Raw genomic sequence first — 25,202 nt, forward strand, 5'->3', positions numbered from 1 at the left:
ACCCCTTACGGCCCCGCCGCGCCGGGCGCTCGCGTCCTTGGCGCCGTCCTACAGCGTGAGGAGCATCGCGATCATGGCGATGCCCATGGACAGCCGGCACACCATCGCGAGCTCCGTGCGGTCGCCCCACCCCGTGACCGTCCCGCCGCCCCCCGTCTCCGCCGCCATGGTCGGTACGGGCAGGAGGCGGACCCCGGACCACAGCACGTATCCCGCGAAGTACAGCAGCAGCGCTCCGGTCAGCGCCGGTGCGCCACCGCCGCCGTGGCCCGTGTGTGCGGCGGGGGTCGTGGCCATGGCCGCCGCCATGTAGACCATGGCGCAGGCGCCGACCAGATGATGCAGGTGGTGCCGATCGCGCCGGGCCGCCCACAGGGCACGCAGAGCCGCCACGCCGAACACGGCCGCGTACCCGAGCCAGGCCCACCGCGGCGGGGTGAGTACGACCGCGGGCACGGCCATCAACGCCATCCCGAAGCCCATGAGCGCCTCGCCCCCGGCCGCGCGGCGCTGTTCCTCGATCCTGCTGCGCATCCGCAGCAGACAGTAGGACCCGGTCGCCGCGCACAGCGCGACGAGCAGCCAGCCGGCCTGCGCCGGTCCGTGCACCGCGCACCTCCCCGATCGGATCGACGGTGTCGTCGGGTCGATGCCCTCGCACAGGGGGGTCGTATGCGAGCGCACGGGTGTACGCGGGGAGCGCGGAGGGAGCGGACGCGGGGTGACGGAGGAGACTTCCGAGGTAAATCGTTTTCAAGTAAAACACTTGCTAATGTTCTTGGTATGAGCAGCACGCCACCCCCTTCGCCCCGCACCTTCGGCCCTCCCCGTGCCCGCCGACTCCCGCTCGCCGGTGTGCTGCGTCCCGGCAAGCCGTCCGACATCTGGTTCAAGCCCGCGTCGAGCGTGGTCGTCGCCACCGCGATACCGAATCTGACGCTGCTCGCGCTCGGCCGCCTCGACCTCGTGATGTACACGATGGCCGGATCGTTCTGTGCCCTCTACACCCACAACCTCCCCTACGCCGCACGGGCCCGCGCCCTCGCCGGGGTCGTCGCCGGGATGCTGGCCAGTGTCGGCATCGCCATGGTCGCCGCCTCGCTCACCACGTCGGCGGCCGTGCTCGTGGCCGTCGGATCGCTGCTCGCCGCCGCGCAGAAGACGCTCTGCGACGCGACCCGCATCGGCCCGCCCGGCCACCTCATCTTCACCTTCATCAGCTCCGCCACCCTCTTCGCGCCGCAGGCCATCGGCCAGGTCCCCGGCCACCTCGCCCTCACGCTCGGCGCCGGCGCCATCGCCTGGCTGGTCGGCATGGCCCCCGCCCTGCTGCGACCGCACGGCCCCGAGCGCCGCGCCACCGCCAGGGCCCTGCGTGCGGCGGCCGCGTACGCCGAGGCAGCCGGGCCCGCCCGCGAGCGCGCCCGGCCCGTTGCGGCGGCGGCCGTCCACGCCGCCTGGCAGTCCCTGCTCGCCACCGGCGCCCGCACGGCGGCGCGTCGCGCCCTGGAGCGCCTGGTGATCCGCGCCGAGGACACCCTGGCGGCGCCGTCCGCGGCCGACCCCGCCCAGCTGCGCTCCTGGGCCGCCGGCCTGCGCGGCACGGGCGCGGTGCCGCGCCCCGGCGACGTACGGCCCGGCGCTGAGGACGAACTCCTCGGAGTGGACGCGGAGCTGGCGGCGCGCTCCCCGAAGGGTGCCCTCTGGCGGCGCCTGGGCCCCGGCTCGCCGCTGCTGCCCATCGCGCTGCGGACGGCCGTCGGCTGCGCGCTCGCCGGGTACGCGTCCCTCGCGCTCGGCGTCGGCCGCCCCTACTGGGCCCTTGTCACCGCGGCCTCGCTCTACCAGGCCAACGTCACGCTCACCTGGAACAGGGGAGTGCAGCGCGTGGTCGGCAACCTCGTCGGGGTGCTCGCCTTCGCCGCGATCGTCCCGCTGGCCCACCTCAGCCATGCCGCGCTCATCCTCTGCTGCCTGGCGCTGGCCTTCGGCGCGGAGGCACTGATCGGCCGCAACTACTGGCTGGGCACGGTGTGCGTCACGCCCATGGCGCTCCTCGTCACCGAGTTCGCGCGTTTCCAGCAGCCCGGTGACCTCATCCTCGACCGGGTCGTGGACACGTTCGTGGGCGCGCTGCTCGGCATCGTCGCGGCGATCGCCGTCACCAACCGGCGCGCCGCCGACCACATCGAGCTGGCCATCGACGCCACGGACCGCGCCCGCGCCCGCGCCGAACAGGCCCTGGCGGCCCCGCGCCGCGATCCCGGCATCCTGCGCCCGGCGCGCCGTGACCTGACGGCCGCCCTGGTCGACCTGCGCACCGCCCACGACGCGGCGGCGGGCGAATGGTGGCAGCGCGCCCTGCCCGACCAGCGGGTGATGGCCGCCGAACAGGCAGGACACCGTACGCTCGCGGCGACGGTACGCGGCACGCGGCACGGCGAGCGCGTACGGGTGTGACCAGCCGGGCAACGCGCAAGGGCGAGGACAGGGGCGCATGAGGAACGGGAGCGACCGGAACGAGGCGGCGGCGAAAGCCGCGGCGAGTACGGGGGACGCGGGAGACGCGGGAGACGGTGCTGCGGGCGGTGCGGGCGGTGCGGGCGGTGCGGGCGGCAGTGCTGCGGTGCGCGCTGGGGGCGATGGTGCGGGAGATACGGGGGGCAGTGCTGCGGTGCGTGCGGCCGACGGAGCTGCGCTCGAAGTCGCGTCCGGAGCCGCCGCGGACGGAACCGTGCGTGCGGCACATGGTGCTGCGGGTGGTGCCGGGGGCGGAGTTGCCGCGGGTGAATCCGTGTCCGGAGCCGCGGGCGGTTTCGTGCGTGCGGATCACGGTGCTGCGGGTGGTGCCGGGGGCGGAGTTGCCGCGGGTGGATCCGTGTCCGGAGCCGCGGGCGGTTCCGTGCGTGCGGATCACGGCGCTGCGGCTGGTGCCGGAGGCGGAGTCACCGCGGGCGGTTTCGTGCGGGCGGCGGGCGGTGGGCCCGGTGTCCCGCCCCGTGACACCGGGGCAGGCGATGGGCCCGGCGTCGCGCCGCGTGACACCGTCGCCGCGGTCGTGCGGCAGTGGCAGGCGGTGCGGCCGGACATCGACACAGGTCCGATGGAAGTCATCGGCCGCATCAACCGGTGCGCGGCCCTCCTGCAACAGGCCGAGGACGCCCCGCTGCGCCGCGCCGGCCTGACCCGTCCCGAGTTCGACCTCCTCGGCGCGCTGCGCCGTACCGGCCATGAGCTGACCCCCGGTGAACTGGCCCGCGAGACCTTCTCGTCGGGGGCCGCCGTCACCAAACGTCTCAAGCAGCTCCAGGAGCGCGACCTGGTCGACCGGCGCCCCGACACCCGTGACCGCCGTGTCTCGCACGTCGGCCTGACCGACACGGGCCGCGACCTCGTCGACTCGATCCTGCCCGACCAGCTCGCCTACGAGACGGTGGTCCTCGCCGGGCTCGACGAGGACGGGCAAGGCCAACTGAGCGGCCTGCTGGGGGAGTTGCTGCAACAGCTGGAAGGGCGGCTCGGGCTCTCGCCGGGGTTTCGCGGCTGACGCCCGGCGCAGCCCGGACGCCCGGCACAGCCCGTCAGTGGTCCTCGACCGAGGCCGCCGGCATCTCCCTCGTCTCCGGCTCCACATGCCGTGTGATCCCGTGCTGTCCTGAGTGACCCTCCCCGATCCTCCCCGCGCCTCCGCCCCGCCCCTCTCCGCTTCTCTCCGCCCCCCAAGGAGTCCCCCCATGCCCCCCACAGCCGAAGACAGCGGCGAGCAGGGTCCGCCGGATCCCGTGGCCTCGCCCCTGGACGGGCTCCCCGCCCTCGACGGCGTGGCCCGTCCCTCCCTCTGGCTGCTCCTCGTCCCCGTCCTGCTCTACGGCGCCGCCCCGTTCGTGGCCAACCGCGTCGAGCCGCGCATCTTGGGTGTCCCCTTCCTCCTGGCCTGGGTCATCGCCGCCACGGTGATCAGCCCGCTGGTCATCTGGCTCGCCGCCCGGCTCGATCCCGCGTACCGCGCCAACGCCGTCGAGCCCATCCCGGCCGACGACCTGCCGGGCACCGACGCCGAAGGAGGCCGTCGATGAACGGCTCGGCAGCCGTCGCGACCACCATCTTCGGGCTCGCGATGGTCGCCACCATCGGCATCGGCCTGTGGAGCGCCCGCGGCCGGTCCAAGGGCCTGGCCGAATGGTCCGTCTCCAGCCGCGGACTCGGTGTCCTTTTCATCTGGCTGCTCATGGCGGGCGAGACGTACACGAGCTTCTCGTTCCTCGGCACCGCGGGCTGGTCCTACTCTTTCGGCGCGCCGATCCTCTATCTGGTCGCCTATCTGACCGTCGGTTTCGCCGTCGCGTACGTCGTGGGCCCCGCCCTGTGGACGTACGCGAGCCGGCACGGCCTCATCTCCATCGCGGACATCGCCGAATTCCGTTTCCGCTCGCGCCCGGTGGGGATTCTCGTCGCCGTCGTCGCGACGGTCTTCATCGTCCCCTACATCCAGGTGCAGATTCAGGGCATGGGCGTCGTCGTGAACGCGATGACGTACGGCAGCGTCGATCTCAAGGTCGCCGCCGTCATCTCCTTCGTCGTGGCCGAGGTGTTCATCCTCGTGTCCGGTCTGCGCGGCTCGGCCTGGGTGAGCGCGCTCAAGGACATGCTGGTGATCGTCGCCGTCGTGTTCCTCGCCGTGTACATCCCGATGCACTACCTCGGCGGGGTCGGCGACCTCATGCAGCGCATGGTGACCGAGAGGCCCGAGTGGCTGACCTTCCCCGGCCACGAGTCCGGCGGGCGCAACGCCATGTGGTTCCTGAGCACCGTGGTGCTCAACGCCGTGACGATCACCATCTTCCCGACCACCGTCGCCGGTTACCTCAGCGCGAAGAGCCCGAACGCGCTGCGCCGCAACGCGCTGCTCCTGCCCTGGTACCAACTGCTTCTGTTCGTCCCGATGGTGGTCGGCGCGACGGCACTGTTCGTGATGCCGACCCTGGGCAACCCCGACCTCGCCCTCTTCAGCCTCGTCACCGACTCGCTGCCCTCACCCGTCGTGGCGTTGATCGGCGTCGCGGGCGCGCTCTCGGCGATCGTGCCGATGAGCGTGTTCATGCTCTCCATCGGCACACTGTGGGGCCGCACGATTCTCGGCGGCGGCAACGGCGCCGATCCGCGGGCGAGCCGCCGGACATCGGGGAAGCCGGGCGACGCCGACGACATGCGGACCAAGCGACTGTCGCAACTGGTGTGCGTCGTCGCCGGGTTGATCGCCCTCGCGGGCAGCCTCTTCTACCCGAACACCCTCGTGGAGCTCTCCGTCCTGTCGTACGAGGGACTGGCCCAGCTCGTGCCCGTCGTGCTGCTCGCCCTGTTCTGGCGGCGGCTGACCGCGCGGGCCGCCGTCTGCGGAATGCTCACCGGGCTCGCGGTGATGACCGCGCTGTGGGCCACCGAGAACGACCCGTACCACGGGGTGAACGGCGGCGTCATCGCGCTCGCGGCCAACCTCGTCGTGCTGCTCGCGGTCGTGTTCCTCGCACCGGGCGCCGGACCGGCCCTGCCGCGCGAGGGTTCGGCACAAGCCGCCGTGCGGGAGACACGATGACGGACGGCGAGGTCTTTGAGGTGCCGGGGCTCCGGGAACCCGTGGAGATCCGGATCGACCAGTGGGGCGTCCCGCATCTGTACGCCGCGTCGCAGGACGACCTCTTCCTGGCCCAGGGCTTCAACGCCGCCCGCGACCGCCTCTTCCAACTGGACCTCTGGCGGCGCCGCGGACTCGGCCTGCTCGCCGAGGTGCTGGGCGAGGGGTACGCCGAACACGACCGCGCGGCACGGCTGTTCCTCTACCGCGGCGACATGGCCGAGGAGTGGCGGGCGTACGGGGACGACACCGAGCGGGTGACGACGGCGTTCGTCGACGGCATCAACGCGTACGTGAGGCTGTGCCGTACGAACTCCCGTCATCTCCCGCCCGAATTCGCCCTGCTGGAGTACGAGCCGTCGTACTGGCAGCCCTCCGACGTGGCCCGCATCCGCAGCCACGGCCTGCAGTACAACCTGCACGAGGAAGTCGCCAGGGCCCTCACCCTGCGGGACCACGGCCCGGGGACGGAGGACCTGCGCCGCCGCCGCGAGCCCGCCCCGCACCGGCTGCGCGTCCCCGAGGGGCTCGACCTGTCCGTCATCCCGTCCGACGTCCTGCGGGTGTACGAGCTGGCCACCACGCCCCCGTGGGCGGCGGGCACCGCGCCCCGCCAGGGCCTTGACGGCTCCAACAACTGGGTGATCGCCCCGTCCCGGACCGCCACGGGCCGCCCCCTCCTGGCCAACGACCCGCACCGCGGGATCGCCCTGCCCGCGTTGCGCTACCTCGCGCACCTGTCGGCGCCGGGCATCGACGTCATCGGGGCGGGGGAACCGGCCCTGCCCGGCATCTCCATCGGCCACAACGGCCGGGTCGCGTTCGGCCTGACGATCTTCCCGATCGACCAGGAGGACCTCTACGTCTACCGCACGAACCCGGCGAACCCGCGCGAGTACTGGTACGAGAACCGCTGGGAGCCGATGACGCGCGTCACGGAGTCCGTCCCGGTGCGCGGCGGCGAGGCGATCGCGGCGGACCTGTGGTTCACGCGCCACGGCCCGGTGATCCGCGAACTGCCGGACCAGAACGCGGCGTTCGCGGTCCGCGCGGCCTGGCTTGGCCCGGGCATGGCCCCGTACCTGGGCAGCATGGACTACATGCGGGCGACGAGCCCCGACGAGTTCGTCACGGCGATGCGCCGCTGGGGAGCCCCCGGCGAGAACCAGGTCTACGCGTCCCCGGACGGCACGATCGGCTGGCGCCCCGCCGGCCGCGTCCCCGTCCGCCCCAACTGGGACGGCACGTTGCCCGTCCCCGGCGACGGCCGCTACGAGTGGGCCGGCTTCCTCGACGTGGAGGAACTCCCCTCGGTCCGCGACCCGGCGCGGGGCTGGTTCGCCACGGCCAACCAGCTGAACCTGCCTCCCGCGTACCCGAACGCGGAGAAGACGGTCACGTACGACTGGTACGCACCGACCCGCCACGACCGCATCACGGAGGAACTGGGCGAACACGCGGCCTGGACGGTCGAGGACTGCGTACGCCTGCAGACGGACTACGTGAGCCTGCCGGCACGACGACTACAGACGCTGCTCGCCGCATTGCGGGGCAAGCCCCCGGCGGCCGCAACTTCAGCGCTCGGCGCGGTGGCCGGCCCTGGTGGGGCTCCGGTGCTCGGCGATGCGGTGGCCGATGCTGCCGGGTCCGGTGGTGGTGTGGCCGGGGATGCTGTGGTGGGCGACGGCGCCGACGACGCGGCGGGTCTTGCCCGGCCCGGCTGCCCTGCCGGGCTCGACCGCCCTGCCGGGCTCGACCGCCCTGCCGGGCTCGACCGCCCTGCCGGGCTCGACCGCCCTGCCGGGCTCGACCGCCCTGCCGGGCTCGACCGCCCTGCCGGGCTCGACCCCGCTGCCGACCGCGGCGAACCGGCCGCCGGCCACGGCGAACCACCCACCACCGGTGATCTCCTCACCGTCGCCCTCGCCCTCCTCAGAGACTGGGACGCCCGTCTCACCGCAGAGTCCCCGGCCGCCGCCGTCTTCGAGGTCTGGTATCGGCGGCATCTGAGGCCTGCCCTTCGGGCTCGGGCGCTCGGGGGGATTGTGGGGGAGGGGGCGCGGGAGGCCGCTTTGGCGCGGGTTCTTCCCGCGGAGGACGCGGCGGCGGATGCTCGTGTCGATCTGGAGCTGCTGGACGCGGATCCGGATCCCGCGCTGCTGCTCGGGACGCTGGACGCCGCCGTCGGGGAACTCGCCGGGCTGCTGGGCGCCGATCCGGACGGCTGGTCCTGGGGCGCCCTGCACCACGCCCATCCGCACCATCCCATCGCCGCCTTGCTCGGCGGACCCGCCCCGGAATGGGCCTCCGTAGGCCCTGTTCCGCGCGGCGGCAGCGGGGACACCGTGGGAGCCGCCGCCTACGGGCCGGGGTTCCGGCAGACCACGGGGGCCACCTTCCGGATCGTCGTGGACGTCGGCTCCTGGGACGACTCCGTGGCGATGAACTCGCCGGGGCAGTCCGGCGTTCCGGGCAGCCCGCACTACGACGACCTGTTCGCGAGCTGGGCCGCCGACGCCTCCTTCCCGCTCCTCTACTCCCGCGCCGCGGTGGAGAAGCACACGCGGCGGACGATCACGCTGCGACCGCCCGGCGCGACGCGGGTTCAGGAGGCCGAAGATCCGAACGGCAAGTAGTCCACCTCGTATCCGAAGCAGCGGGGACCGGCCAGGGCGAGCCCGGCCGGGGTGGTCCAGCGCGGGTCGCAGCGGGCGGCGAAGACGCTGACGCGCAGCCCGTAGCGCAGGCCCTCCGCGGTCACCGGGTCGCCGGTCTCGCCGTCCAGAACCAGATCAGGTCGGGCGTGGTCGCGACGGTCACCCCGTCGCGCGTGGCGAGCAAGTGCTCGTTCTGGAAGCCGAGTTCGAGCACCCGGCCCGCGTCCTCGCGCGTCCCCTCGATCCGGGCGTGCCCGCGCGCGAAACCCCCCTCCGTACGACGCATCACGTCGACCACCTTGCCCGTCAGAAGCGGCACACCCGCCAGCACCACCCGTGCCGCCGCCACCGGATCCCGGTGCGCGGCACGCGCCTCGCGCACCGCCGCCCCGAGCCGGCCGGCGAGCGTCAGCGTGGCGGGCACCAGGCCGGCGGCGAGCTGATCGCCGCGCAGCACTGTGTCCGCGCAACTGATCTGGCAGCCGAGTTCCACGCACACCGCACGCGCGATGCGCTCGGCCGTGTGGTTGTCGACGGCCTCGACGACGACCGTGTTGCCCTTGTCGTCGGCGAGCGCCATCGGCGAGATGCTGATCCCGGCAAGACCCGGCAGCACCATCTGCGCCTCGGGGAACGCCCTCCCCATCGCGTCCTCGTCCACGAGGGGAAGACCGGTCCGCGCGGCGCACGCGATCGGCAGCATCGAGTTGACCCCGCCGACCTCCAGCGGAGCCAGGTGAGTGGCCCGGCGCCCGATGTGTCTCTCCAGGGCCCGCAGCGCCGCCGCGTCCTCCCGGCCGTTGGGCACGCGCTCCAGGAGGACGGTGGGCGCGCCCATGCCGGAGACCGGGACGACGGTCGCGTCGGCGCGCACCTCGTCGATGCGGACGAGCCGCACGGGCCCGTGCGAACGGATCGCCTCGCGGGCGAGCAGCTTGCCGATGTACGGGTCGCCGCCACCGCCCGTGCCGAGGATGCCCGAGCCGCGGGCGATGTCGTCGAGGTTGCCGAGGGTGATCTCACGCATCGGCTGTCGCCCCGGCGCCGCACCAGGTGATGTCGCCGATCCGCCGCAGGTCCAGGTCCCCCACCGCTTTGACGCGGATGCGGGTCGCGCCGCCGGGCAGATAGGCGAGCGGCACCTCCTCGATGTCCACGACGCGTACGCTGCCGGGCCGTGCCCCGGCGTCCAGGGCACGGCCGAGGGCCTCGTCGCGGGCCTCGGCGAGCACCGAATCCCTGCGCCCGTCGGGGACGCGGAAGACCCGGTCGACCTCTCCGCCGATCTGCGCGATCGCCGCACCCACCGCGTTGGCCACGCCGAAGTGCGCGGGCCTTCGCACATCGGCGAAGCCGGGTAACGGCTCGGGCATCAGAACGGAGCCGCCGCCGACGGCGACCACCGGAAGGGCCGCCGCCGAGGTCCGCATCCGGTCGACGCCCTCCGCGAGCCGCCCGGCGATGCGCTCCAGGGCCCGCTCGGTGAACTCCGGCTCCAGATGGGCGACATGAGCGCTGTCCCCGATGTCCGCCCGGCCCGCGGCCACCGCGAGATCCGTCGCCGTCAGCCGCGTACCGCCGAAGACGAGCGCCTCCCGCGTGAGCAGATGACCCACCGACCGCGGGCCCGTCCCACCGCGGCGCGACACCAGGGACCCGCCCCCGATGCCGAGCGAAAGGACGTCGGGGATACGGAAGTTGACCCGTATCCCCGCGGCCTCGCTCTCGCCCGCCGCCTCGCGCGGAAAGCCCCCGGTGAGCATCCCGATGTCGGCCGTGGTGCCGCCCACGTCGATGACCGCGCAGTCCCCGACCCCGGACAGGAGGGCCGCGCCCCGCATCGAGTTGGTCGGCCCCGACGCGAACGTCGCGACGGGGCACGTGCGCGCGAAGTCGACGTCCATCAGCGTTCCGTCGTTCTGCGAGAGGAAGAACGGTGCCGTGATCGACAGCTCGGCCAGCGCCTTGCCGAGGGATTCGACGATCACGGTGGCCAGGTCCCGCAGCGACGCGTTGATGATCGTGGCGTTTTCGCGCGCGAGAAGACCGACCCGGCCGAGATCGTGCGAGAGCGAGAAGTGCACGCCCTCGCCGAGCTCGGCCCGCAGGATCTCGGCGGCCTGCCGCTCGTCCGTCTCCGCGACCGGCGAGAACACCGACGACACGGCGACCGAGGTGAGCCCGCGAGCGGCGATGTCGGCCGCCGTGCGCTTGAGCTCCTCCGGATCGAGCGGCGAAAGCGGCCTGCCGTCGAACTCGCGCCCGCCGTGGCAGAGATAGCCGTACCCGCCGACGGCCGCCCGCTGCCGGGCGGGCCAGTCCGCCATGGGCGGCACGGCGGCGGTGGCGGGAAGACCGAGACGTACGGCCGCCACGGGGGTGAGCCGGGCGCCCTCCACGAGCGCGTTGAGGAAGTGCGTGGTGCCGATCATCACCGCGGTGACGGATTCGGCGGGCGGGTCCAGGGCCCGCACCGCGGCGGTGACCCCGGAGGTGATGTCGGGCGTGGTCGGTGACTTGGCGGCCGCGAGCACGCGGTCGTCGTATCCGAGGAGGACGGCGTCGGTGTTGGTACCACCGACATCGATGCCGATACGCATGGTGGCGGAGCCCTTCGTGTGGCGACGGGTGACGTGGCGACGGGTGACAAGGCGACGGGTGGCGTGGCGACGGGTGACGCGTAGTACGGACGTGACGCACGCCGTGATCAACCTGGCGGCGGGGCGGCGGTGCCCGGCCGTCCGGCGGCGGCATCGGCCATCGGGGCCCGCGGGAAGCCGGGGCGGCACCTGCTTCCGCCACTGCCCTGCCACCGCCGGTCGCCGGCCGCTCACGGCCGACAGCCCGTACCGGGGCGGCACAGGCGCCGCCCCGATGCGGGCTGCTCGGTCGTTCGGTCGTTCCCCGCTGTCGGCGCCAGGGGGGGGCCTCTGACGGATCTCCGCCGCGTCGCGGCGGCGCCCGGCGCTCTCCCGTGCCTCAGGGGCGCGGGTGGACCCCCGCGCCGGCCGCCCCGGCAGAAAGCCCGGGTACGCCCGGCGCGAGGGCCCGCGGCCGGCATTCCCCCCGGAAACCCCCTAGGGGAACAGTGGCTTCTCCGGGGCCATCGACCGCCTCGCCACCTCGGACGTCACCCTGGCCTGGATCTCCTCCGGCGAGAGATAGACGTCCGTCATCTCGAAGTCCCTGAGCGTGGCGGGCCGTTGGGCCTGGAACCCGGTGCGTACGTAGTCGTCGCCGGCGAGGGCGTTGAGCCCCCAGTTCGCGGCCGTGCGGAAACGGGCGGTGAGGGTGCGCAGCGCCCCCAGGTGATAGCCCCGCGCGACGATCTGAGCGGGCAGGCCGGACAGCTGCACGCCCATCGGCTTCGACACGGCCTGGATGCCGCCCAGGTCGACGACCAGGCCCATGTCCTTGTGCCGGTAGTCGCTCAGGGGCGTGCCCCGCACGGCCGCGGTGACGTTCCTCGCGGCGGCCCAGCCCTGCCGCATCGCGTGCTGCGCGGTGGGCGGGCACGTCGCGTCGCCGCCCTTGACGAGGTCGGGGACGGCCGCCGCGTCGCCGAGCGCGAACACGCCGTCCAGGCCGGGCACCGTCAGGTCCGGCCGGACCACCAGGCGGCCCTTGTTGGTCTCGGCGCCCAGCGTGGCGATGAGCGGGCTCGGCGCGACACCGGCGGTCCAGATCAGCGTCCGGCAGGGCAGCGTGCGCCCGTCGGTGAGGGTAACGGTGTCCTCGGTCGCCTTCTCCACCGTGACCCCGAGCGACACGTGAATCCCGCGCCGGCGCACTATGTCCAGGGCCTTCTCCCCGAGCCGGTCGCCCAGTTCGGGCATCAGCTTCGGCGCGACGTCGACGAGATGCCAGTTGATCTGCGTCGGGTCGAGCCCCGGATACCGCTTGGTGGCGGCACTCGTCAGGCGGTGCAGATACGCCGCCGTCTCCGTGCCCGCGTAACCGCCTCCGACGACCACGAACTGCAGCCGGGACTCCCGCTCGGCACGGTCGGAGCTCGCCGCCGCCAGGCTCAGCTGCGAGATGACGTGGTCGCGGATCCACGCGGCCTCGGCCAGTGTCTTCACGCCCACGGCGTGCCGGTCGACACCGGGGATGTCGAACTGCCGGGTCACGCTGCCCGGAGTCAGGACCAGGTAGTCGTAGCGCTCCACGACCTCCTCGCCGTTGATCTTCCGTACGATCACGGCCTTCGCGTGCGGATCCACCCCGATGGCCCCGCCCGGCACGATCGCCGTCCGGCGCAGCATGCGGCGCAGCGGCACCGCGACCGACTGCGGGGTGAGCACGCCCGACGCGACATGGGGGAGCAGCGGCAGATACAGCTGATGGTCCTGCGGGCTGATCAGCCGCAATTCGGCGTCCTGCGCCTTGAGCGTCCGCTCCAGCTTGTGCGCGCACTCCATACCGGCGAAGCCACCGCCGATGATCAGAATCCGGGGACGTTGCATAAGAGATCGCTCCAGGGTTGGGCTCACCCGAGCCAGGCGAGCGTGGCGACGACGAAGGCCCGGACACGCGGGTCCTCCTGGGCGAGGAGTCCGGTTCATCCTCCGACGGCGGGCGGCCCGGCGCACGTCGGGTGCGCCGGGCGGGGAACCCGGGTACCCCCGATCCGTCGGTTCAGCCGTCCGCTCCGGCTGTGGAAGGTTCACGTGCGGTGGAAGGTTCACGTGGTGACGGAGCCGCCCTCGCGGGCGATGTCCTGGACGATGCTTCGCGTCACAGACTGTCCCGGCTCGTACTGCCTGTCGAGCGCCCCGTCCTGACCGTCCCCTCCGAGCGCCGTCGTCGACAACCGACGGGGGCGGGGCGGCCGGCGCGGGCGGGGCGGCAGGCGGGGGCGGGGCGGCAGGCGGGGCGTCTCAGATGCCGGGCCGGTAGCGGATGGGATGGTCCTGCGGTACTTCGACGATGACGATCCTGACGCCGTCCGGATCCGCGATCCACATCTCGACGAGCCCCCAGGGCTCCTTCACCGGCTCCCGCACCACCTCCACCCCCCGCGCCACGAGATCCGCGTGCGCCTCCCGCGCGTCCGCCACCTGCAACCACAGCTGGAGGCCGGGCGCGGGCGGGGTCTCGGAGCGGCCGGAGACCTCCAGGAAGCCGCCGCCGAGGAAGTAGACCGTGCCGCGTTCGGGCCCCGTACCGAACTCCCGGTAGACCCCGAGCCCCAGCGCCTCGCCGTAGAACGCCCGGGAGCGGTCGGGGTCGGTGGGACGGAGAAGGATTCTGCTGCTCAGTACATGCACCATGCAGCCGCACCTTAGCGGGGGGATACGCTCGGCGGTGCCTCGCCCGCGCCGCGCCGGACGGCGGCGGGCCAGAGAGCCCAGCGAGACCAGAGCTCAGCGAGACCAGCGAGACCAGAGAGATCGGAGAACCCGCCCCATGGACACCGCCCCGCGCCTCGGCACGGACGACCTCACCTTCCGCGCCGCCACCGACGCGGACGTAGACGCGCTCGTCTCGCTCATCGAGTCGGCGTACCGCGGCGACTCCAGCCGGGCCGGCTGGACCACGGAGGCGGACATCCTCCAGGGGCAGCGGACCGATCCGCAGGGGGTCATCGACGTCATAAAGTCGCCGGTCAGCAAGCTGCTCACGGTCGAGCGCGAAGGCCAGATCGTCGCCTGCTGCCAGCTGGAACAGCGCGGCGAGCACGCCTACTTCGGGATGTTCGCGGTGAGCCCGGCGCTCCAGGGCGCGGGCCTCGGCAAGGTGATCATGGCGGAGGCCGAGCGGATCGCCCGGCAGGCGTGGGGCGCGAAGGAGATGCACATGACCGTGATCTCCGTACGCGAAGATCTCATCGCCTGGTACGAGCGGCGCGGTTACCGCCGTACGGGAAAGATGACGCCCTTCCCGTACGGCGACGAGCGCTTCGGCATTCCGCAGCGGGACGACCTGCAGTTCGAGCTGCTTGTCAAGCCCCTCGGCTGAGCCCGGCGGCGACGGACGGCGCGACGGACAGTGCGACGAGCGGTCGGGCCGTGCAGCGGTCAGGCCGTGAAGCGGCCCGTGCGCTTGATCTCCGGGTAGTCCGTGGTCGCCCCGTCCAGTTGCAGCGCGCGCACGAGCCGCAGATCGTCCTGCGAGTTCACCACCCAGCCGATGATCCGCAGGTCGGCCTTCTTGGCACGCTCGACGATCTCCAGCGTCAGCCGCCGGATGTTCAGGACGAGGGTGGTGGCGCCGACCGCCGTGGCACGCTCCACGACGTCGGTGCCGTAGCGGCTCGCGACGAGCGCGGTGCGTACGCCGGGGACGAGGCGCGCGATCTCGGCGATCGCCTCGTCGTGGAAGGAGATCACCTCCACCCGGCCGACCAGGTCGCGCCGGTGCATCACCTCGGCGAGGGCGCGGGCGGCGGCCACGTCCTTGATCTCGGCCTGCAGCGGCGCCTTGACGGCGTCCAGGACCTCTTCGAAGACCGGGATCCGCTCGCCGCGCCCGGCGTCGAGCTCACGCAGCTCGGCCAGGGTCTTCTCGGCGATCGGTCCCTTGCCGTCGGTCGTACGGGCCACGTCGGCATCGTGCATGACGACGAGGGCGCCGTCCTTGCTCAGATGCAGATCGAGCTCGATGAGATCGAGGCCCGCGGCCTGCGCGGCGATGAAGGACCGGAGGGTGTTCTCGGGTTCGACACCCATGACCCCGCGGTGACCGATGGTGAGGAAGTTCAAGGTTCACTCGCTTCCGTCGACGGCGGCTCGGTGGCCGCGGGGCGAGGACAGGGGTGCCACGCGGCAAGGTCGCAGCCTAACGGCCCGCTTCCGCGATGGAACCTTCCGTACGGGGGTGCCAGGAGGAATCGGAGTCGTCCGCTCGGCTCCCCACGATGCCGAGCAGAAGCCCGGTGATGACGGCGGCGGCAAGGACGGCGCGGGTGCTCACGGGTGCACTGCTCCATACGGCGGGGGCGGCTGACCCCGCCCGTCCTACCGGCAGGAGGCCCCGCACCGCGAGCCACGTCACCCCTGGGTGGGCGAGTCCCCGGAGGGTTGACCGGGGAGTTGAACGGGGGGCGTGGGGCCGGTGATTTCGGCTTGATCGGTGCGCATCGCGGGCTCGGGTTCCGCGTGCTCCGGTTCCGCGGGCCCGGCAAGCTCCGTGAGGTCCGCGAGCATCGCCTCCGCCAGTTCGATCTCCGCCTCCAGGCGCCGGCAGCTCCAGCGCAGGGCGATCTGCGGATGCGTCCACGCCTCCTGGCCGTCCGCGCGGGCCAGCGCGTCGTGAATCTCCTTCAGCTCGCCCCGTGTGTGCGCGATGTGCTCGCTGACCAGGGCCCGCAGATGACCGGGCGCCGCCAGATGCCCGAGCCAGACCCGCAGGAGCAGCGGGTGTTTCAGGACGGGCGGTCCCGCGTCCCGGACGCCCCCCGCCCATCCGACGAGCGCGGCACGGCCCTCGGCCGTGATGGCGTACGACCGCTTCGTGCGGGGCTCCTCGGGTCCCGAGCGCCGCGACGTGGCGTACCCGAGCGCTTCGAGGCGGCGCAGTTCGGCGTAGATCTGGCTGATGGCGGGCGACCAGTAGAAGTGGCGGAGCGAGGCGTCCGCCCACTTCTTCAGTTCGTACCCGGTGCGTTCGCCCGGGAAGGAGAGCAGGCCGAGCACGGCCCACGCGGTCGGCGGCAGCCCGGCGGACCGCTGCGGCGAGGTGGGGCCGGGAGCTGCCATATGACTGATTGAAGTGAACGTCACAGTGCCGGCGCAAGATGTGTGCGATGCGAACCGTGCGCGGGGGTATAGGGGCTTCATGAGTGATCTCCAGGATCAGGGACCGCATATCCGCAAGCTGCTCGCCGCCACCGACCGCCTCGCGTTCCACCGCGTGGCCGTCCGGTCCTGGCCGGCCGCGGAGCCGGTCCTGCCGCGGCTGAGCCGCAGCGCCGACCACGGCCTGCTGTGGTTCGGCATCGCCGCGGGGATGTGGGCGTTCGGCGGCGCGCGCGGCAGGCGTGCGGCGGTGCGCGGCATCGCCTCCCTGGCCCTCGCCTCGGGCACGGTCAACACGCTGGGCAAGAGGGCGGTGCGCCGCTCGCGGCCGGTCATGGACGCGGTGCCGGTGATAAGGCACCTCTCCCGGCAGCCGATCACCAGCTCCTTCCCGTCCGGACACTCTGCCTCGGCGGCCGCCTTCGCCGCGGGTGTGGCCCTGGAGTCGCGGGGGATGGGCGCGGCCGTGGCCCCGGTCGCGGCGTCGGTGGCCTTCTCCCGGGTGTACACCGGAGTGCACTACCCCAGCGATGTCCTGGTCGGCGCGGCCCTCGGCGTGGGCGCCGCCTACGCCGTGCGCGGCATGGTGCCCTCCCGGGCGCAGCTGCCGCCGCCCGCACGCCCCCGTACGGACGCGCCCGCGCTGCCGGAGGGCGAGGGCCTGGTCGTGGTGGTCAACCCCTCCTCCGGGGCGCAGCCTCAACTCCTGGACCCGGTGCGGCAGTTGAAGACCGCCCTGCCCCGCGCGGAGGTGATCCTCTACGAGGAGGAGGCGGGGCCGCTGCCCAAGGTCCTGGACGAAGCGGCCAAGGACGCGGCGCGGCGCGGCGGCGTCTTCGGCGTGTGCGGGGGAGACGGCACGGTGAACGCCGCCGTGACGCCGGCCCTGCGGTACGACGTGCCGCTGATGGTGCTGCCCGGCGGAACGTTCAACCACTTCGCCGCCGACCTCGGCGTCGACACGGTCGCGGACGCCTGCGTCGCCCTCGCCACGGGCAGTGCCGTACGGGCCGACGTCGGCCGGGTGAAGCCGCTGGCCGGGATCGGCCCCGACGGGCGGACGTACTCCGACCCGGTGTACTTCCTGAACACGTTCAGCCTCGGCGCTTACCCCGAACTCGTGCGCATCAGGGAGGAGTGGTCCCCGAAGATCGGCGGCCCGCCCGCCGCCCTGCTCGGCGTGGCCCAGATCCTGCACACCGGGAAGCCGTTGCGCGCGGTGGTGAACGGCAAGGCCAGGGACATGTGGCTGCTCTTCGCGGGCAACGGCGCCTACCGCAGCACCGGCATCGCCCCGGTGCGCAGGCACGATCTGGCCGACGGACTGCTCGACGTCCGCATCGCGAACGGCGGGAGCTTCGCGCGCAGCCGGCTGCTCGTCTCGGCCCTCGCCGGCCAGCTGGCCAAGACCCGGCTCTACGCGTCGGCCAAGACGCAGCGTCTGGTCATCTCGGGCCTGCCGGAGGACACCCGGATGGCGTACGACGGCGAACTCGCCCCGGCGCCCGCGTCGCTGCTCCTCGACAAGCTGCCCGAGGCCCTCACCGTGTACCGCCCGACCCCCGACTGACACCGGCCGGGCCGCGGCGCGGGCACCCGGATGTGTTACGCCAAGCGGAGCATTCGGCGTGCGCGCCGGTCCCGTCGCCACTGTGCTGGCCCTCATGGGCTACGACATAGACAGCCCGCGCGAAGCGGGCACCACACGACGTGACGTACTGAGCGTCGCCGCGGGTCTGATGGCAGGCGGCGCCCTCACGGTGGCGGGTCCGGCGAGGCAGGCCGCCGCGGAGTCCGACGCGGCGCGGGCCGCGACGGAGTCCGACGGCGGCTGCGGCGTCGGCTACGACGCGGAGTTCGAGGAGGCCCTCGCCGAGGGGGACGAGGCGACCCCGGACTCCCGCGTGCTCGCCCCCGAAAAACCCCGCCGAAGATTCACCCTGCCGCTGCGCCGGCGCTACCGCGTGAGTTCCCGCTACGGCGTACGCGGCGACTGGGCCGCCGGGCACCACACGGGCATCGACCTCGCCGTCCCGAAGGGCACCGCGGTGCACGCCGTCGGCGCGGGCACCGTCGTACTCGCTCGCTGGTCGGGGGCGTACGGCAAGGCGGTGACGGTGCGGATGCGGGACGGGCACTACGCCGTGTACGCGCACCTCTCCCGAATCTCGGTACGCCGGGGGGCCCGCGTCGGCGCCGGCGACCGCATCGGCAGGAGCGGGGCCACGGGCCGCGCCACCGGACCCCACCTCCACCTGGAGATCCGGGCCCGGCGCGGCTACGGCTCGGACGTCAATCCGGTCCGCTATCTCGCGAAGCGCGGGGCGCGGCTGTAGCGCGGGCGGGGCCCGGTGACGCGGTACTTACCGTCGAGTAGGGTCGAGCCTCCGTCGTCACTCCAGGAGGCAGCATGTCCCCGGTGCCCCGTTCGCCCCTGCTCCTCGCCGGTCTGCTTGCCGGGGCGGGTGTCGCGCATCTCGCCGCTCCGAAGCTGTTCGACGCCACGGTGCCGCGTTCCCTGCCCGGTTCGCCGCGGAGTTGGACGTACGGGAGCGCCGTGGTCGAGTTCGCGCTCGCGGCCGGCGTCGCGCTGCCCCGCACCCGGCGCCCCGCGGCGCTGGCCACGGCGGCGTTCTTCGTGGGCGTGTTCCCCGCCAACGTGAAGATGGCGGTGGACTGGCGCGGCCGCCCCGCCCCGCTCAGGGCCGCGGCGATCGGCCGCCTCCCGCTCCAGGTCCCGCTCGTGCTGTGGGCCAGGAACGTGGCGGAGGCGGCGGCCCGTCGCGCCTCCTAGCGCCGGCTCAGGGTGCCGCGGCCCGCGACCGCCGTGGAGGTCGTCGTGGTGTGGGCGAGGCGCGCGGTCCGTGTCGGGACGTCGACCGTGTAGGTGTCCACGGTCATGGTCCGTTCGGAGACCTTGAGGACCATGAAGCCCACGTCGGAGAAGTTCTGCCAGGCGGCGGGGTGGTCGAAGTGGGCCCTGCCGTCACCGGACTTGGCGGCGGCCCCGCAGACGATCTGGCGGGTGCCGGCCGTGCGGGTCGTCGGCTCCAGGACCTGGAGGGTGTGGTCGTGCCCGGACAGGATCAGGTCGGCCCGGCCGCACACCACCTGTTCGTACAGCTCCTTGAGGTGGATCCCGCTCGTGTAGTGGCCGATGACGAAGCCGTCGTACGAACCGGCGCTGCCGTGCTTCCCGTTGTTCAGGTACGGGTGGTGGCCCAGGACCACCTTCCAGCGGGCGCGGGAGGCGGAGAGCGCGGTGTCCAGCCACTGGCGCTGGGCACGCATGTAGGGGCCGTCCCAGCGGTAGTGCGGCGAGATCTGGGCGACCGTCGAGGCGACGGGGTTGGTGTCGAGGGCGAAGAACTCCACCACCGGGTCGCCGCGTCCGGGCCCGTCGGATGAGGGCAGGGCGACGTTGTAGTAGCGGCCGGGCATGTACCAGCGAGGCGAGGACGCCGCGTAGGAGACCTCGCGGTCGCCGCGCGAAGGATCGCCGCCGCTGCCGGGGATCAGGCCCGAGCAGTCGTGATTGCCGAGGACCATGAGCCAGGGGACGTCAATGCCGGTGTTGGGTATCTCGAACTTGTCCCGGAACTCGGAGTCGTGGTCGGACTCCGGCCCGTTCTCGTAGATGTTGTCGCCCAGACCGACGGCCAGCGAGATCCCCTCGTCACGGCACACACGCCGGGCGGCCTCGGTGACGGCGAGCTGTTCCTCGCCGCCGGTGCCCGCGTCGCCGGTGACGAGCACGGCGAACTCCCCCTGCCGGTTGGGCCCGTCGGGGAACGGGAACTTCGCGACGCCCTGCGCCGCCGCGGCCCGCCCCGCGCCGGTGGGCAGCACGGCGAGCGCGGCACCGGCGGCCGCACCGCCGAGCAGCGTGCGGCGGCCAAGGGCAATGGCCTGCGGGCCCCATGTGGCGGCGAGGTCAGCGGCGAGCGGCGCGTCGGCGCGCAACCACTGTTTCTCGGTCAAGTCCGCCCGCGGCGGTATCAGTTCGTCATCGCACATCCGAGCGTTCTCCCATACCGACCCGGACAGGGGAAGACGATCAGGCGAATTACCGGTGGAGATCTCCGGCATGGTGAGGCCGGCACAGGGTCACCGGCGTGGAGCTCGTACGCCGACCGGCTCACGCACGCCGTCATGGCGACGCTCATGGACGACCCCGACGCCCTGCCCCGCGCCGCCCTGGACCACCTGGCCGAACTGGCAGAGGGTGGACAGATCCCGGTCGCCACGGCAAAGGAGCAGGCCGCACATGTCTGAACAGCACCACCCCGCGTCCCCGCAGGCCGCCCCCGCATCCCCGCTCGCCGGCCTGAAGGTCGTCGACCTCTCCAAGATCCTCGCCGGGCCCTACGTCACCATGTCCCTCGCCGATCTCGGCGCGGACGTCATCAAGGTCGAGCACCCCCGGGGCGGCGACCCGACCCGCGCCTGGGGCCCGCCCTTCAACGGCCCCGACGCCACGTACTACCTGGCGGCCAACCGCAACAAGCGCTCGGTGACCCTCGACCTCAAGTCCCCCGAGGGGCAGGAGGCCGTGCACCGGATGCTCGCCGACGCGGACGTCCTGGTGGAGAACTTCCGCCCCGGCAGCTCCCTCGCCGACGCCTTCGACTACCGCGCCCTCAGCGAGCGCTACCCGCGCCTGGTCCTGCTCCACATCTCGGCGTTCGGCGACAGCGGGCCGCTTCGCGACGAGCCGGGGTACGACATGGTTGCCCAGGCGAGCGCCGGTCTGATGTCCCTCACCGGCGAGCCCGACGGCCCGCCCGTCAAGGCCGGTTACGCCATGGGCGACCTGGGCGCCGCCCTCTTCGGCCTGATCGGCGTCACGTCGGCCCTCGTCGAACGCGAGCGCACGGGGCGCGGCCAGTACGTCACGACCTCCCTGTACGAGTCCCAGCTCGCCCTGCACATCAACTGGGCCACCGGCTACTTCGCCACCGGCGAGCGGCCCGCACGCCTCGGCTCCGGCCACCCCAGCCTCGTCCCGTACCAGGCCTACCCGGCGTCCGACGGCCACTTCGTGATCGCTGTCGGCAGCGACGCGCTCTTCCGCCGCCTCAGCCGGACGCTGGGCCACCCCGAGTGGGCCGACGACCCGCGCTTCGCCACCAACCGCGCCCGCGTCACCCACCGGGGAGCCCTCAACGCCAAGCTGGAGGCGGTCCTCGTCGACGACACGGTGGCCCACTGGTGCGCGTTGCTCGCCCCGCGCGGCGTCCCCGTCGCCGCCATCCGCACCCTCGACGAGGTCTACGACTGCCCGCAGACCGAGGCGCTCGGCATGGTCCAGAAGGTCGACCACCCGGACGTGGGCCCGCTCCGGCAGGTCGCCTTCCCCGTCAGTTTCCGCGGCGGGCGCCCCGCCGTGCGCACCGCGCCGCCCACGCTCGGCCTGCACAGCCGGGACGTACTCGCCGAACTCGGCTACGACGAAGCGGCCATCGACCGCCTGCTCGCCGACGTGCGGCACCCGCAGCAGCCCCACCGCCCGCAAGGAGCCTGACCCTGCCGTTCCCCGCCCTCGACGCCGCCGCCCCGCCGACCCGCTCGCCCGTCAAGCGCCCAGCGTGTGCAGCGCGGCGCCCGCCAGCGTTTGTACGCCCGGCAGCAGGACCGAGAGGTCCGGGGCGAACAGCGGGCTGTGGTTGGCCGGTACGCCGGTGATCTTCTCGGCGACTTCCTTGCCCGGCGCCGCCTGCCAGGTGGCGTGCGCCGTCGAGGGCACGAACCAGAAGTCGTAGGGCACCCCGGTGGGCACGAGGACGGAGAAGTCCTCGCTGCCCATCGCGGGGCCGAAGTCGATCACGGCGTCCTCGCCGACGATGTCGCGGTGCACGGCCGCGATCTCGGCGTCGAGCGCGGCGTCGTTGACGGTGGCGGGGAAGCTCGCGCCGACCGTCACCTCGGGCGGCACGGGGCACCCGGCGGCCAGGCACTCGCCCTCGGCGATGCGGCGGACGGCGGCCAGGACGCGCTCGCGCACCGCCACGTCCCGCGTCCGCAGATTCAGGCCGAGCCGGGCCTCCGCGGGGATGATGTTGGGCCGCAGGCCCGCATGGAACTGCCCGGTGGTGAGCACCACCGCGTCCGACGCGGACACCTCGCGGGACACCACGGTCTGCAGCCGGGTGACGATGTAGGCGGCCGTCACCACCGGATCGACGGTGGCCTCAGGACGTGAGCCGTGGCCGCCGACTCCGTGCACCACGATCTCCACGTTGTCGGCGGCCGACATGATCAGCCCCGGCGTGTGGGCGACGAGTCCCGCCGGTCCGGGGGCGACATGCTGGCCGTAGACCGCGTCGGGCCGGGGGAAGCGTTCCTGGAGCCCGTCGGCGACCATCGCGCTCGCCCCGCCGCCCGCCTCCTCGGCGGGCTGCCCGATCACCACGAGCGTGCCCGTCCAGGTGTCGCGGGCCGCAGAGAGCGCCTCGGCCGCGAACGTCAGCCACGTCACGTGCGTGTCGTGGCCGCAGGCGTGCATGACGCCGTCCACGGTGGAGGCGTACGCGAGGCCGGTGGTCTCCTTGACGGGCAGCGCGTCCATGTCGCCGCGCAGCCACACCACGGGCCCGTCACCGTTCTCCAGGACGCCCACGACACCTGTGCCGCCGACGCCGGTGGTCACCGCGTACCCGGCGTCGCGCAACCGTCCGGCGAGGATCCCGGCCGTGCGGTGCTCCTGGAAGGAGAGCTCGGGGTGGCGGTGCAGATCCTGGTAATAGGCCTCCAGGTCACTCGCTCGCAGCCCTGAGGTCACGTCCAGGGCCAGGCTCGCTGCGGTGGCTGCCATCCGTATCCGGCTCCTTGCGGTCGAGGTGTTCGAGGCACGGGAGGTACGAGATCACCTTCGCACAGCACGCGCGGCCTCGCCCCGAGCGACGGCGACGTCAGCGGCAGCGGCTTGCCGCCGCGGACGGGGGAGCGGCACGCACCGCCGCTCGCCAAGTGGCGCCCTGTGCAGCAAAGTTGATGTATTCGGAAGCCATGCTCCAGTACGCTCCGTGCGACATTGACCACCCGCCGCACAGCGGCCACGTCAGGCACGGGGGTGCCCGGATGAGCCGGGAGCTGGGATTCGAAGGGCTCATCGAGGACGAAGGCTTCTTTCCCGGGCTGTTCGGCCGGAACGCCAGGGGCCGTGACGAGAAGCTCCTGTACGGGCCCGACCTGCCCGTCGTCCTGCTCACCGGCGGTCCCGGCATGGGCAAGCAGCGGCTCCTCGAACTGCTGCGGGACCGGTTCGGGCGCAGGGTGCCGGTGGCGTACGCGGACTGTGCCGACCCGCGGTACGCGGCGGAGGCCGGCCGCAGGCCCGCCTGCCGCTCGGAGGCGACGGAGACGATGTACGACGTCGCCCTGCGGATGAGCGAGTGGGAGGGGCCCGGCGGCGCGCTGCCCACGCCCCGCTTCTTCGCCGGAATGGCCGCGGTCGCCGCCGGCGCCCGGCTGCGGCGGCGCGAACTGGAACAGGAACTGGAGCGCTACCGCACGCTGTTGCGCCCCCGCCGGGCGCTCGGCCGGTTCATGCGCAATCTGCTGACCGGCTACCTCTCCGCGCTCGCCGGGGTCGTCGCCCCCGCTGCGGCGCCGCTGGTGGGCGCCGGCCTCACGGAGTTCCTGGAGAAGCTGGCGAGCACCGGCGCCGAACCGGTGCGGGCCACCTACGGCGATTATCCCGGCGCCGCGGGCAGCGCGGGCACGGGTCTGCGGCTGCTCGCCCACGACTTCCAGGAGGGCGGCGAGGAGCGGCGGTTCGCGGAGGGCTTCCTCTTCCGCGCCCTGCGCGAGGACCTGGACGCCGCCTACACCGGACTCGGCGCCGCACTCAACCGCGTCGGCCGCCCCGCCGTACTCCTCCAGCACGCCAACTGGCCGGTGGGCCGCGGACTCCTGGCGGCGGCGCTCGCCGACCGGGCCGACGGGCACCGCGAGCGTACGGTGCTCGTGGCGAGCGAGCGGGTGGGCGAACCGCTGTTCCTGGCCGACGAGCCGCGCACCGAGGAACGCGCCTACTACCGGCCCGACCAGGAGGAGCCCCCCGACTGGCAGCGGCTGCCCGCCCGCGGCCGTCTGGGCCAGGGCGTACTGATGCTGCGGATGCCGCTGCTCACCACCGAGCACATCCACAAGGAGCTGCAGCAGCACACGGGCGGCGCCCCCGAGGCGGCGCGCCTGCGGCGGGCGCAGAGCGCGGTGCACCGGCTCTCGGGCCGCCGCCCGCGCATGGTGCAGCGCCTGGTCGAGGCGGCCGGAGAGCTCCCGGAGCTCGACAACGACCGGGAACTCCTCGACCAGCCGGCGGGACTCGACGGGGCGCCCCTCGCCGTACGGGACGTGCTGCTCGCCGAGCTGGTGCTGCGACAGCTGCCCGAGCGGCTCCCCGCCGAGCACACCGGCCGCTGGCTCGACCTGCTGACCCAGCTCTCGGTCGCACACACCGGCGACTGCGCCCGCGCCCTGCTGCGCAGCCCCGAGCTGGAACGACTGGCGGGCGGGCTCACCGCGGACGAGGTGGGCAGATATCTGCACGAAAGCGGCTGGCCCGCCTGCGAACGGCACTTCATCGGAGACTTCGGCCTCCGGCAGCTCCTGATGAGCAGACTGCACGGACCGCCGGAAGCGGGCACCGAGTGGCGCCGCAACCACAGCCTCCTGCACACCCACTACCGCAGCCGGGCCGAGGCCCCCGACCGCGCCTTCGGCACCACAGCGGCCCACGGCCTCAACCACGACCTGGTCGCCAACGGCCCCGAACGCGCCGTGCACCACCTCGCCGCCCGGTTCCCGGCGGACGGCGTGGGCGCCGAGGAGTGGTGCGACCAGCTGCTCGCCCTCGCCCAGGCCCCCTCGCCCGGCGGCCACGACGAACGCCACGCCCGGATGACGGTGGCCCGCGTCGAGGGCACCAGGCTGGAGCGCCAGCTCGACGAGTTGCTGCACGCCGTGTGGCTCTGCGAGGAGCGCACCCGGCCGCCCGACATCGCCGCGGCGGACCGGATGGCGCAGCTCCTCCAGGAGCTGGCCCGTGAGTACGCCGGAGCGGCGCCCGTGCTCACCGCCCGGGCCGGACGGTGGGACCGCCGCGCCCGCAACCGGCAGCCGCTCCAGTCCTGTTCCTGCACGTCCCACATCGGAGAGGGGAGCTGAGGG

23 protein-coding genes are annotated in these 25,202 nt (G+C 73.3%); 12 read left to right on the forward strand and 11 right to left on the reverse strand.

The genetic code is table 11. From position 1 onward, the window contains the following. Positions 1-48: 48 nt before the first annotated feature. Positions 49-609 carry a DUF5134 domain-containing protein gene (locus IE226_RS28780; protein WP_190084328.1) on the reverse strand — a complete coding sequence of 187 codons (561 nt, stop codon included), beginning with the start codon at positions 607-609 and terminating at the stop codon, positions 49-51. 174 nt (positions 610-783) lie between these two features. Here IE226_RS28780 and IE226_RS28785 point away from each other — a divergent pair, with 174 nt between their 5' ends. From IE226_RS28785 to IE226_RS28805, 5 genes are all read left to right on the forward strand, one after another. Beyond that, positions 784-2,460: an FUSC family protein gene (locus IE226_RS28785; protein ID WP_190084329.1), complete on the forward strand. Its 1,677-nt coding sequence runs from the start codon at positions 784-786 to the stop codon at positions 2,458-2,460. A 502-nt stretch (positions 2,461-2,962) separates the two neighbouring features. Next, entirely contained in the window at positions 2,963-3,547 is a 585-nt protein-coding gene (locus IE226_RS28790; RefSeq protein ID WP_190084375.1) for a MarR family winged helix-turn-helix transcriptional regulator, read from the forward strand. 187 nt (positions 3,548-3,734) lie between these two features. Further along, positions 3,735-4,076 carry a DUF3311 domain-containing protein gene (locus IE226_RS28795; RefSeq protein ID WP_190084330.1) on the forward strand — a complete coding sequence of 114 codons (342 nt, stop codon included), beginning with the start codon at positions 3,735-3,737 and terminating at the stop codon, positions 4,074-4,076. Next, on the forward strand, positions 4,073-5,593 hold the full coding sequence (locus tag IE226_RS28800; protein WP_190084331.1) for a sodium:solute symporter family protein: 1,521 nt from the start codon (positions 4,073-4,075) through the stop codon (positions 5,591-5,593). The genes IE226_RS28795 and IE226_RS28800 overlap by 4 nt, the downstream gene beginning before the upstream one ends. Continuing rightward, positions 5,590-8,268 (forward strand): penicillin acylase family protein, encoded by a 2,679-nt coding sequence (locus tag IE226_RS28805; RefSeq protein WP_190084332.1) that lies wholly within the window; start codon positions 5,590-5,592, stop codon positions 8,266-8,268. The genes IE226_RS28800 and IE226_RS28805 overlap by 4 nt, the downstream gene beginning before the upstream one ends. Here the strand turns inward: IE226_RS28805 and IE226_RS44240 are convergent. The 5 genes from IE226_RS44240 to IE226_RS28825 form a co-directional block, all read right to left on the reverse strand. Next, positions 8,238-8,393, reverse strand: a complete 156-nt coding sequence (locus IE226_RS44240) for an S-methyl thiohydantoin desulfurase domain-containing protein (protein ID WP_229871590.1) — start codon at positions 8,391-8,393, stop codon at positions 8,238-8,240. The two genes, IE226_RS28805 and IE226_RS44240, sit on opposite strands and share 31 nt — an antisense overlap. Further along, a complete protein-coding gene (locus IE226_RS28810; RefSeq protein ID WP_229871591.1) occupies positions 8,390-9,316 on the reverse strand; it encodes an S-methyl thiohydantoin desulfurase family protein in 927 nt (308 codons plus the stop codon). The genes IE226_RS44240 and IE226_RS28810 overlap by 4 nt, the downstream gene beginning before the upstream one ends. Next, on the reverse strand, positions 9,309-10,889 hold the full coding sequence (locus tag IE226_RS28815; RefSeq protein WP_190084333.1) for a hydantoinase/oxoprolinase N-terminal domain-containing protein: 1,581 nt from the start codon (positions 10,887-10,889) through the stop codon (positions 9,309-9,311). Before IE226_RS28815 ends, IE226_RS28810 begins: the two co-directional genes overlap by 8 nt. 477 nt (positions 10,890-11,366) lie before the next feature. Next, the gene (locus IE226_RS28820) at positions 11,367-12,755 is read right to left on the reverse strand and encodes an NAD(P)/FAD-dependent oxidoreductase (RefSeq protein WP_190084334.1); all 1,389 of its coding nucleotides are present in this window, start codon (positions 12,753-12,755) and stop codon (positions 11,367-11,369) included. 414 nt (positions 12,756-13,169) lie between these two features. Next, positions 13,170-13,562, reverse strand: coding sequence for a VOC family protein (locus tag IE226_RS28825; protein ID WP_190084335.1), 393 nt, complete (start codon positions 13,560-13,562; stop codon positions 13,170-13,172). A gap of 136 nt (positions 13,563-13,698) precedes the next feature. Here IE226_RS28825 and IE226_RS28830 point away from each other — a divergent pair, with 136 nt between their 5' ends. Next, a complete protein-coding gene (locus IE226_RS28830; protein WP_190084336.1) occupies positions 13,699-14,250 on the forward strand; it encodes a GNAT family N-acetyltransferase in 552 nt (183 codons plus the stop codon). Between the two features lie 59 nt (positions 14,251-14,309). Here IE226_RS28830 and IE226_RS28835 read toward each other — a convergent pair whose 3' ends face one another. The 3 genes from IE226_RS28835 to IE226_RS28840 form a co-directional block, all read right to left on the reverse strand. Then, positions 14,310-14,993 carry a glycerophosphodiester phosphodiesterase gene (locus IE226_RS28835; protein ID WP_190084337.1) on the reverse strand — a complete coding sequence of 228 codons (684 nt, stop codon included), beginning with the start codon at positions 14,991-14,993 and terminating at the stop codon, positions 14,310-14,312. A 76-nt stretch (positions 14,994-15,069) separates the two neighbouring features. Beyond that, positions 15,070-15,204 carry a hypothetical protein gene (locus IE226_RS44910; RefSeq protein WP_268251294.1) on the reverse strand — a complete coding sequence of 45 codons (135 nt, stop codon included), beginning with the start codon at positions 15,202-15,204 and terminating at the stop codon, positions 15,070-15,072. 77 nt (positions 15,205-15,281) lie between these two features. After that, a complete protein-coding gene (locus IE226_RS28840) occupies positions 15,282-15,989 on the reverse strand; it encodes a PadR family transcriptional regulator (RefSeq protein ID WP_190084338.1) in 708 nt (235 codons plus the stop codon). Positions 15,990-16,068: 79 nt separating this feature from the next. Between IE226_RS28840 and IE226_RS28845 the strand changes: the two genes are divergently transcribed. From IE226_RS28845 to IE226_RS28855, 3 genes are all read left to right on the forward strand, one after another. Then, entirely contained in the window at positions 16,069-17,598 is a 1,530-nt protein-coding gene (locus tag IE226_RS28845) for a bifunctional phosphatase PAP2/diacylglycerol kinase family protein (protein WP_190084339.1), read from the forward strand. Positions 17,599-17,656: 58 nt separating this feature from the next. Then, the gene (locus IE226_RS28850) at positions 17,657-18,364 is read left to right on the forward strand and encodes a M23 family metallopeptidase (protein ID WP_229871592.1); all 708 of its coding nucleotides are present in this window, start codon (positions 17,657-17,659) and stop codon (positions 18,362-18,364) included. A 74-nt stretch (positions 18,365-18,438) separates the two neighbouring features. Then, positions 18,439-18,822 (forward strand): DoxX family protein, encoded by a 384-nt coding sequence (locus tag IE226_RS28855; protein WP_190084340.1) that lies wholly within the window; start codon positions 18,439-18,441, stop codon positions 18,820-18,822. Here IE226_RS28855 and IE226_RS28860 read toward each other — a convergent pair. Further along, positions 18,819-20,045: a metallophosphoesterase gene (locus IE226_RS28860; protein ID WP_190084341.1), complete on the reverse strand. Its 1,227-nt coding sequence runs from the start codon at positions 20,043-20,045 to the stop codon at positions 18,819-18,821. The genes IE226_RS28855 and IE226_RS28860 overlap by 4 nt on opposite strands. A 135-nt stretch (positions 20,046-20,180) precedes the next feature. Between IE226_RS28860 and IE226_RS44915 the strand changes: the two genes are divergently transcribed. Together IE226_RS44915 and IE226_RS28865 are read left to right on the forward strand one after the other, a co-directional pair. Further along, positions 20,181-20,303 carry a hypothetical protein gene (locus tag IE226_RS44915; protein ID WP_268251295.1) on the forward strand — a complete coding sequence of 41 codons (123 nt, stop codon included), beginning with the start codon at positions 20,181-20,183 and terminating at the stop codon, positions 20,301-20,303. Then, a complete protein-coding gene (locus tag IE226_RS28865; RefSeq protein WP_190084342.1) occupies positions 20,296-21,552 on the forward strand; it encodes a CaiB/BaiF CoA transferase family protein in 1,257 nt (418 codons plus the stop codon). The genes IE226_RS44915 and IE226_RS28865 overlap by 8 nt, the downstream gene beginning before the upstream one ends. A gap of 51 nt (positions 21,553-21,603) precedes the next feature. On the opposite strand, the gene IE226_RS28870 is transcribed toward IE226_RS28865, so the two are convergent. After that, a complete protein-coding gene (locus IE226_RS28870; protein ID WP_190084343.1) occupies positions 21,604-22,842 on the reverse strand; it encodes an amidohydrolase in 1,239 nt (412 codons plus the stop codon). A gap of 266 nt (positions 22,843-23,108) precedes the next feature. On the opposite strand from IE226_RS28870, the gene IE226_RS28875 reads away from it, so the two are divergent. Beyond that, on the forward strand, positions 23,109-25,199 hold the full coding sequence (locus tag IE226_RS28875; protein ID WP_190084344.1) for a hypothetical protein: 2,091 nt from the start codon (positions 23,109-23,111) through the stop codon (positions 25,197-25,199). Positions 25,200-25,202: the final 3 nt, after the last annotated feature.

This window comes from Streptomyces longisporoflavus, from assembly GCF_014649775.1.
Taxonomy (GTDB): domain Bacteria; phylum Actinomycetota; class Actinomycetes; order Streptomycetales; family Streptomycetaceae; genus Streptomyces; species Streptomyces longisporoflavus.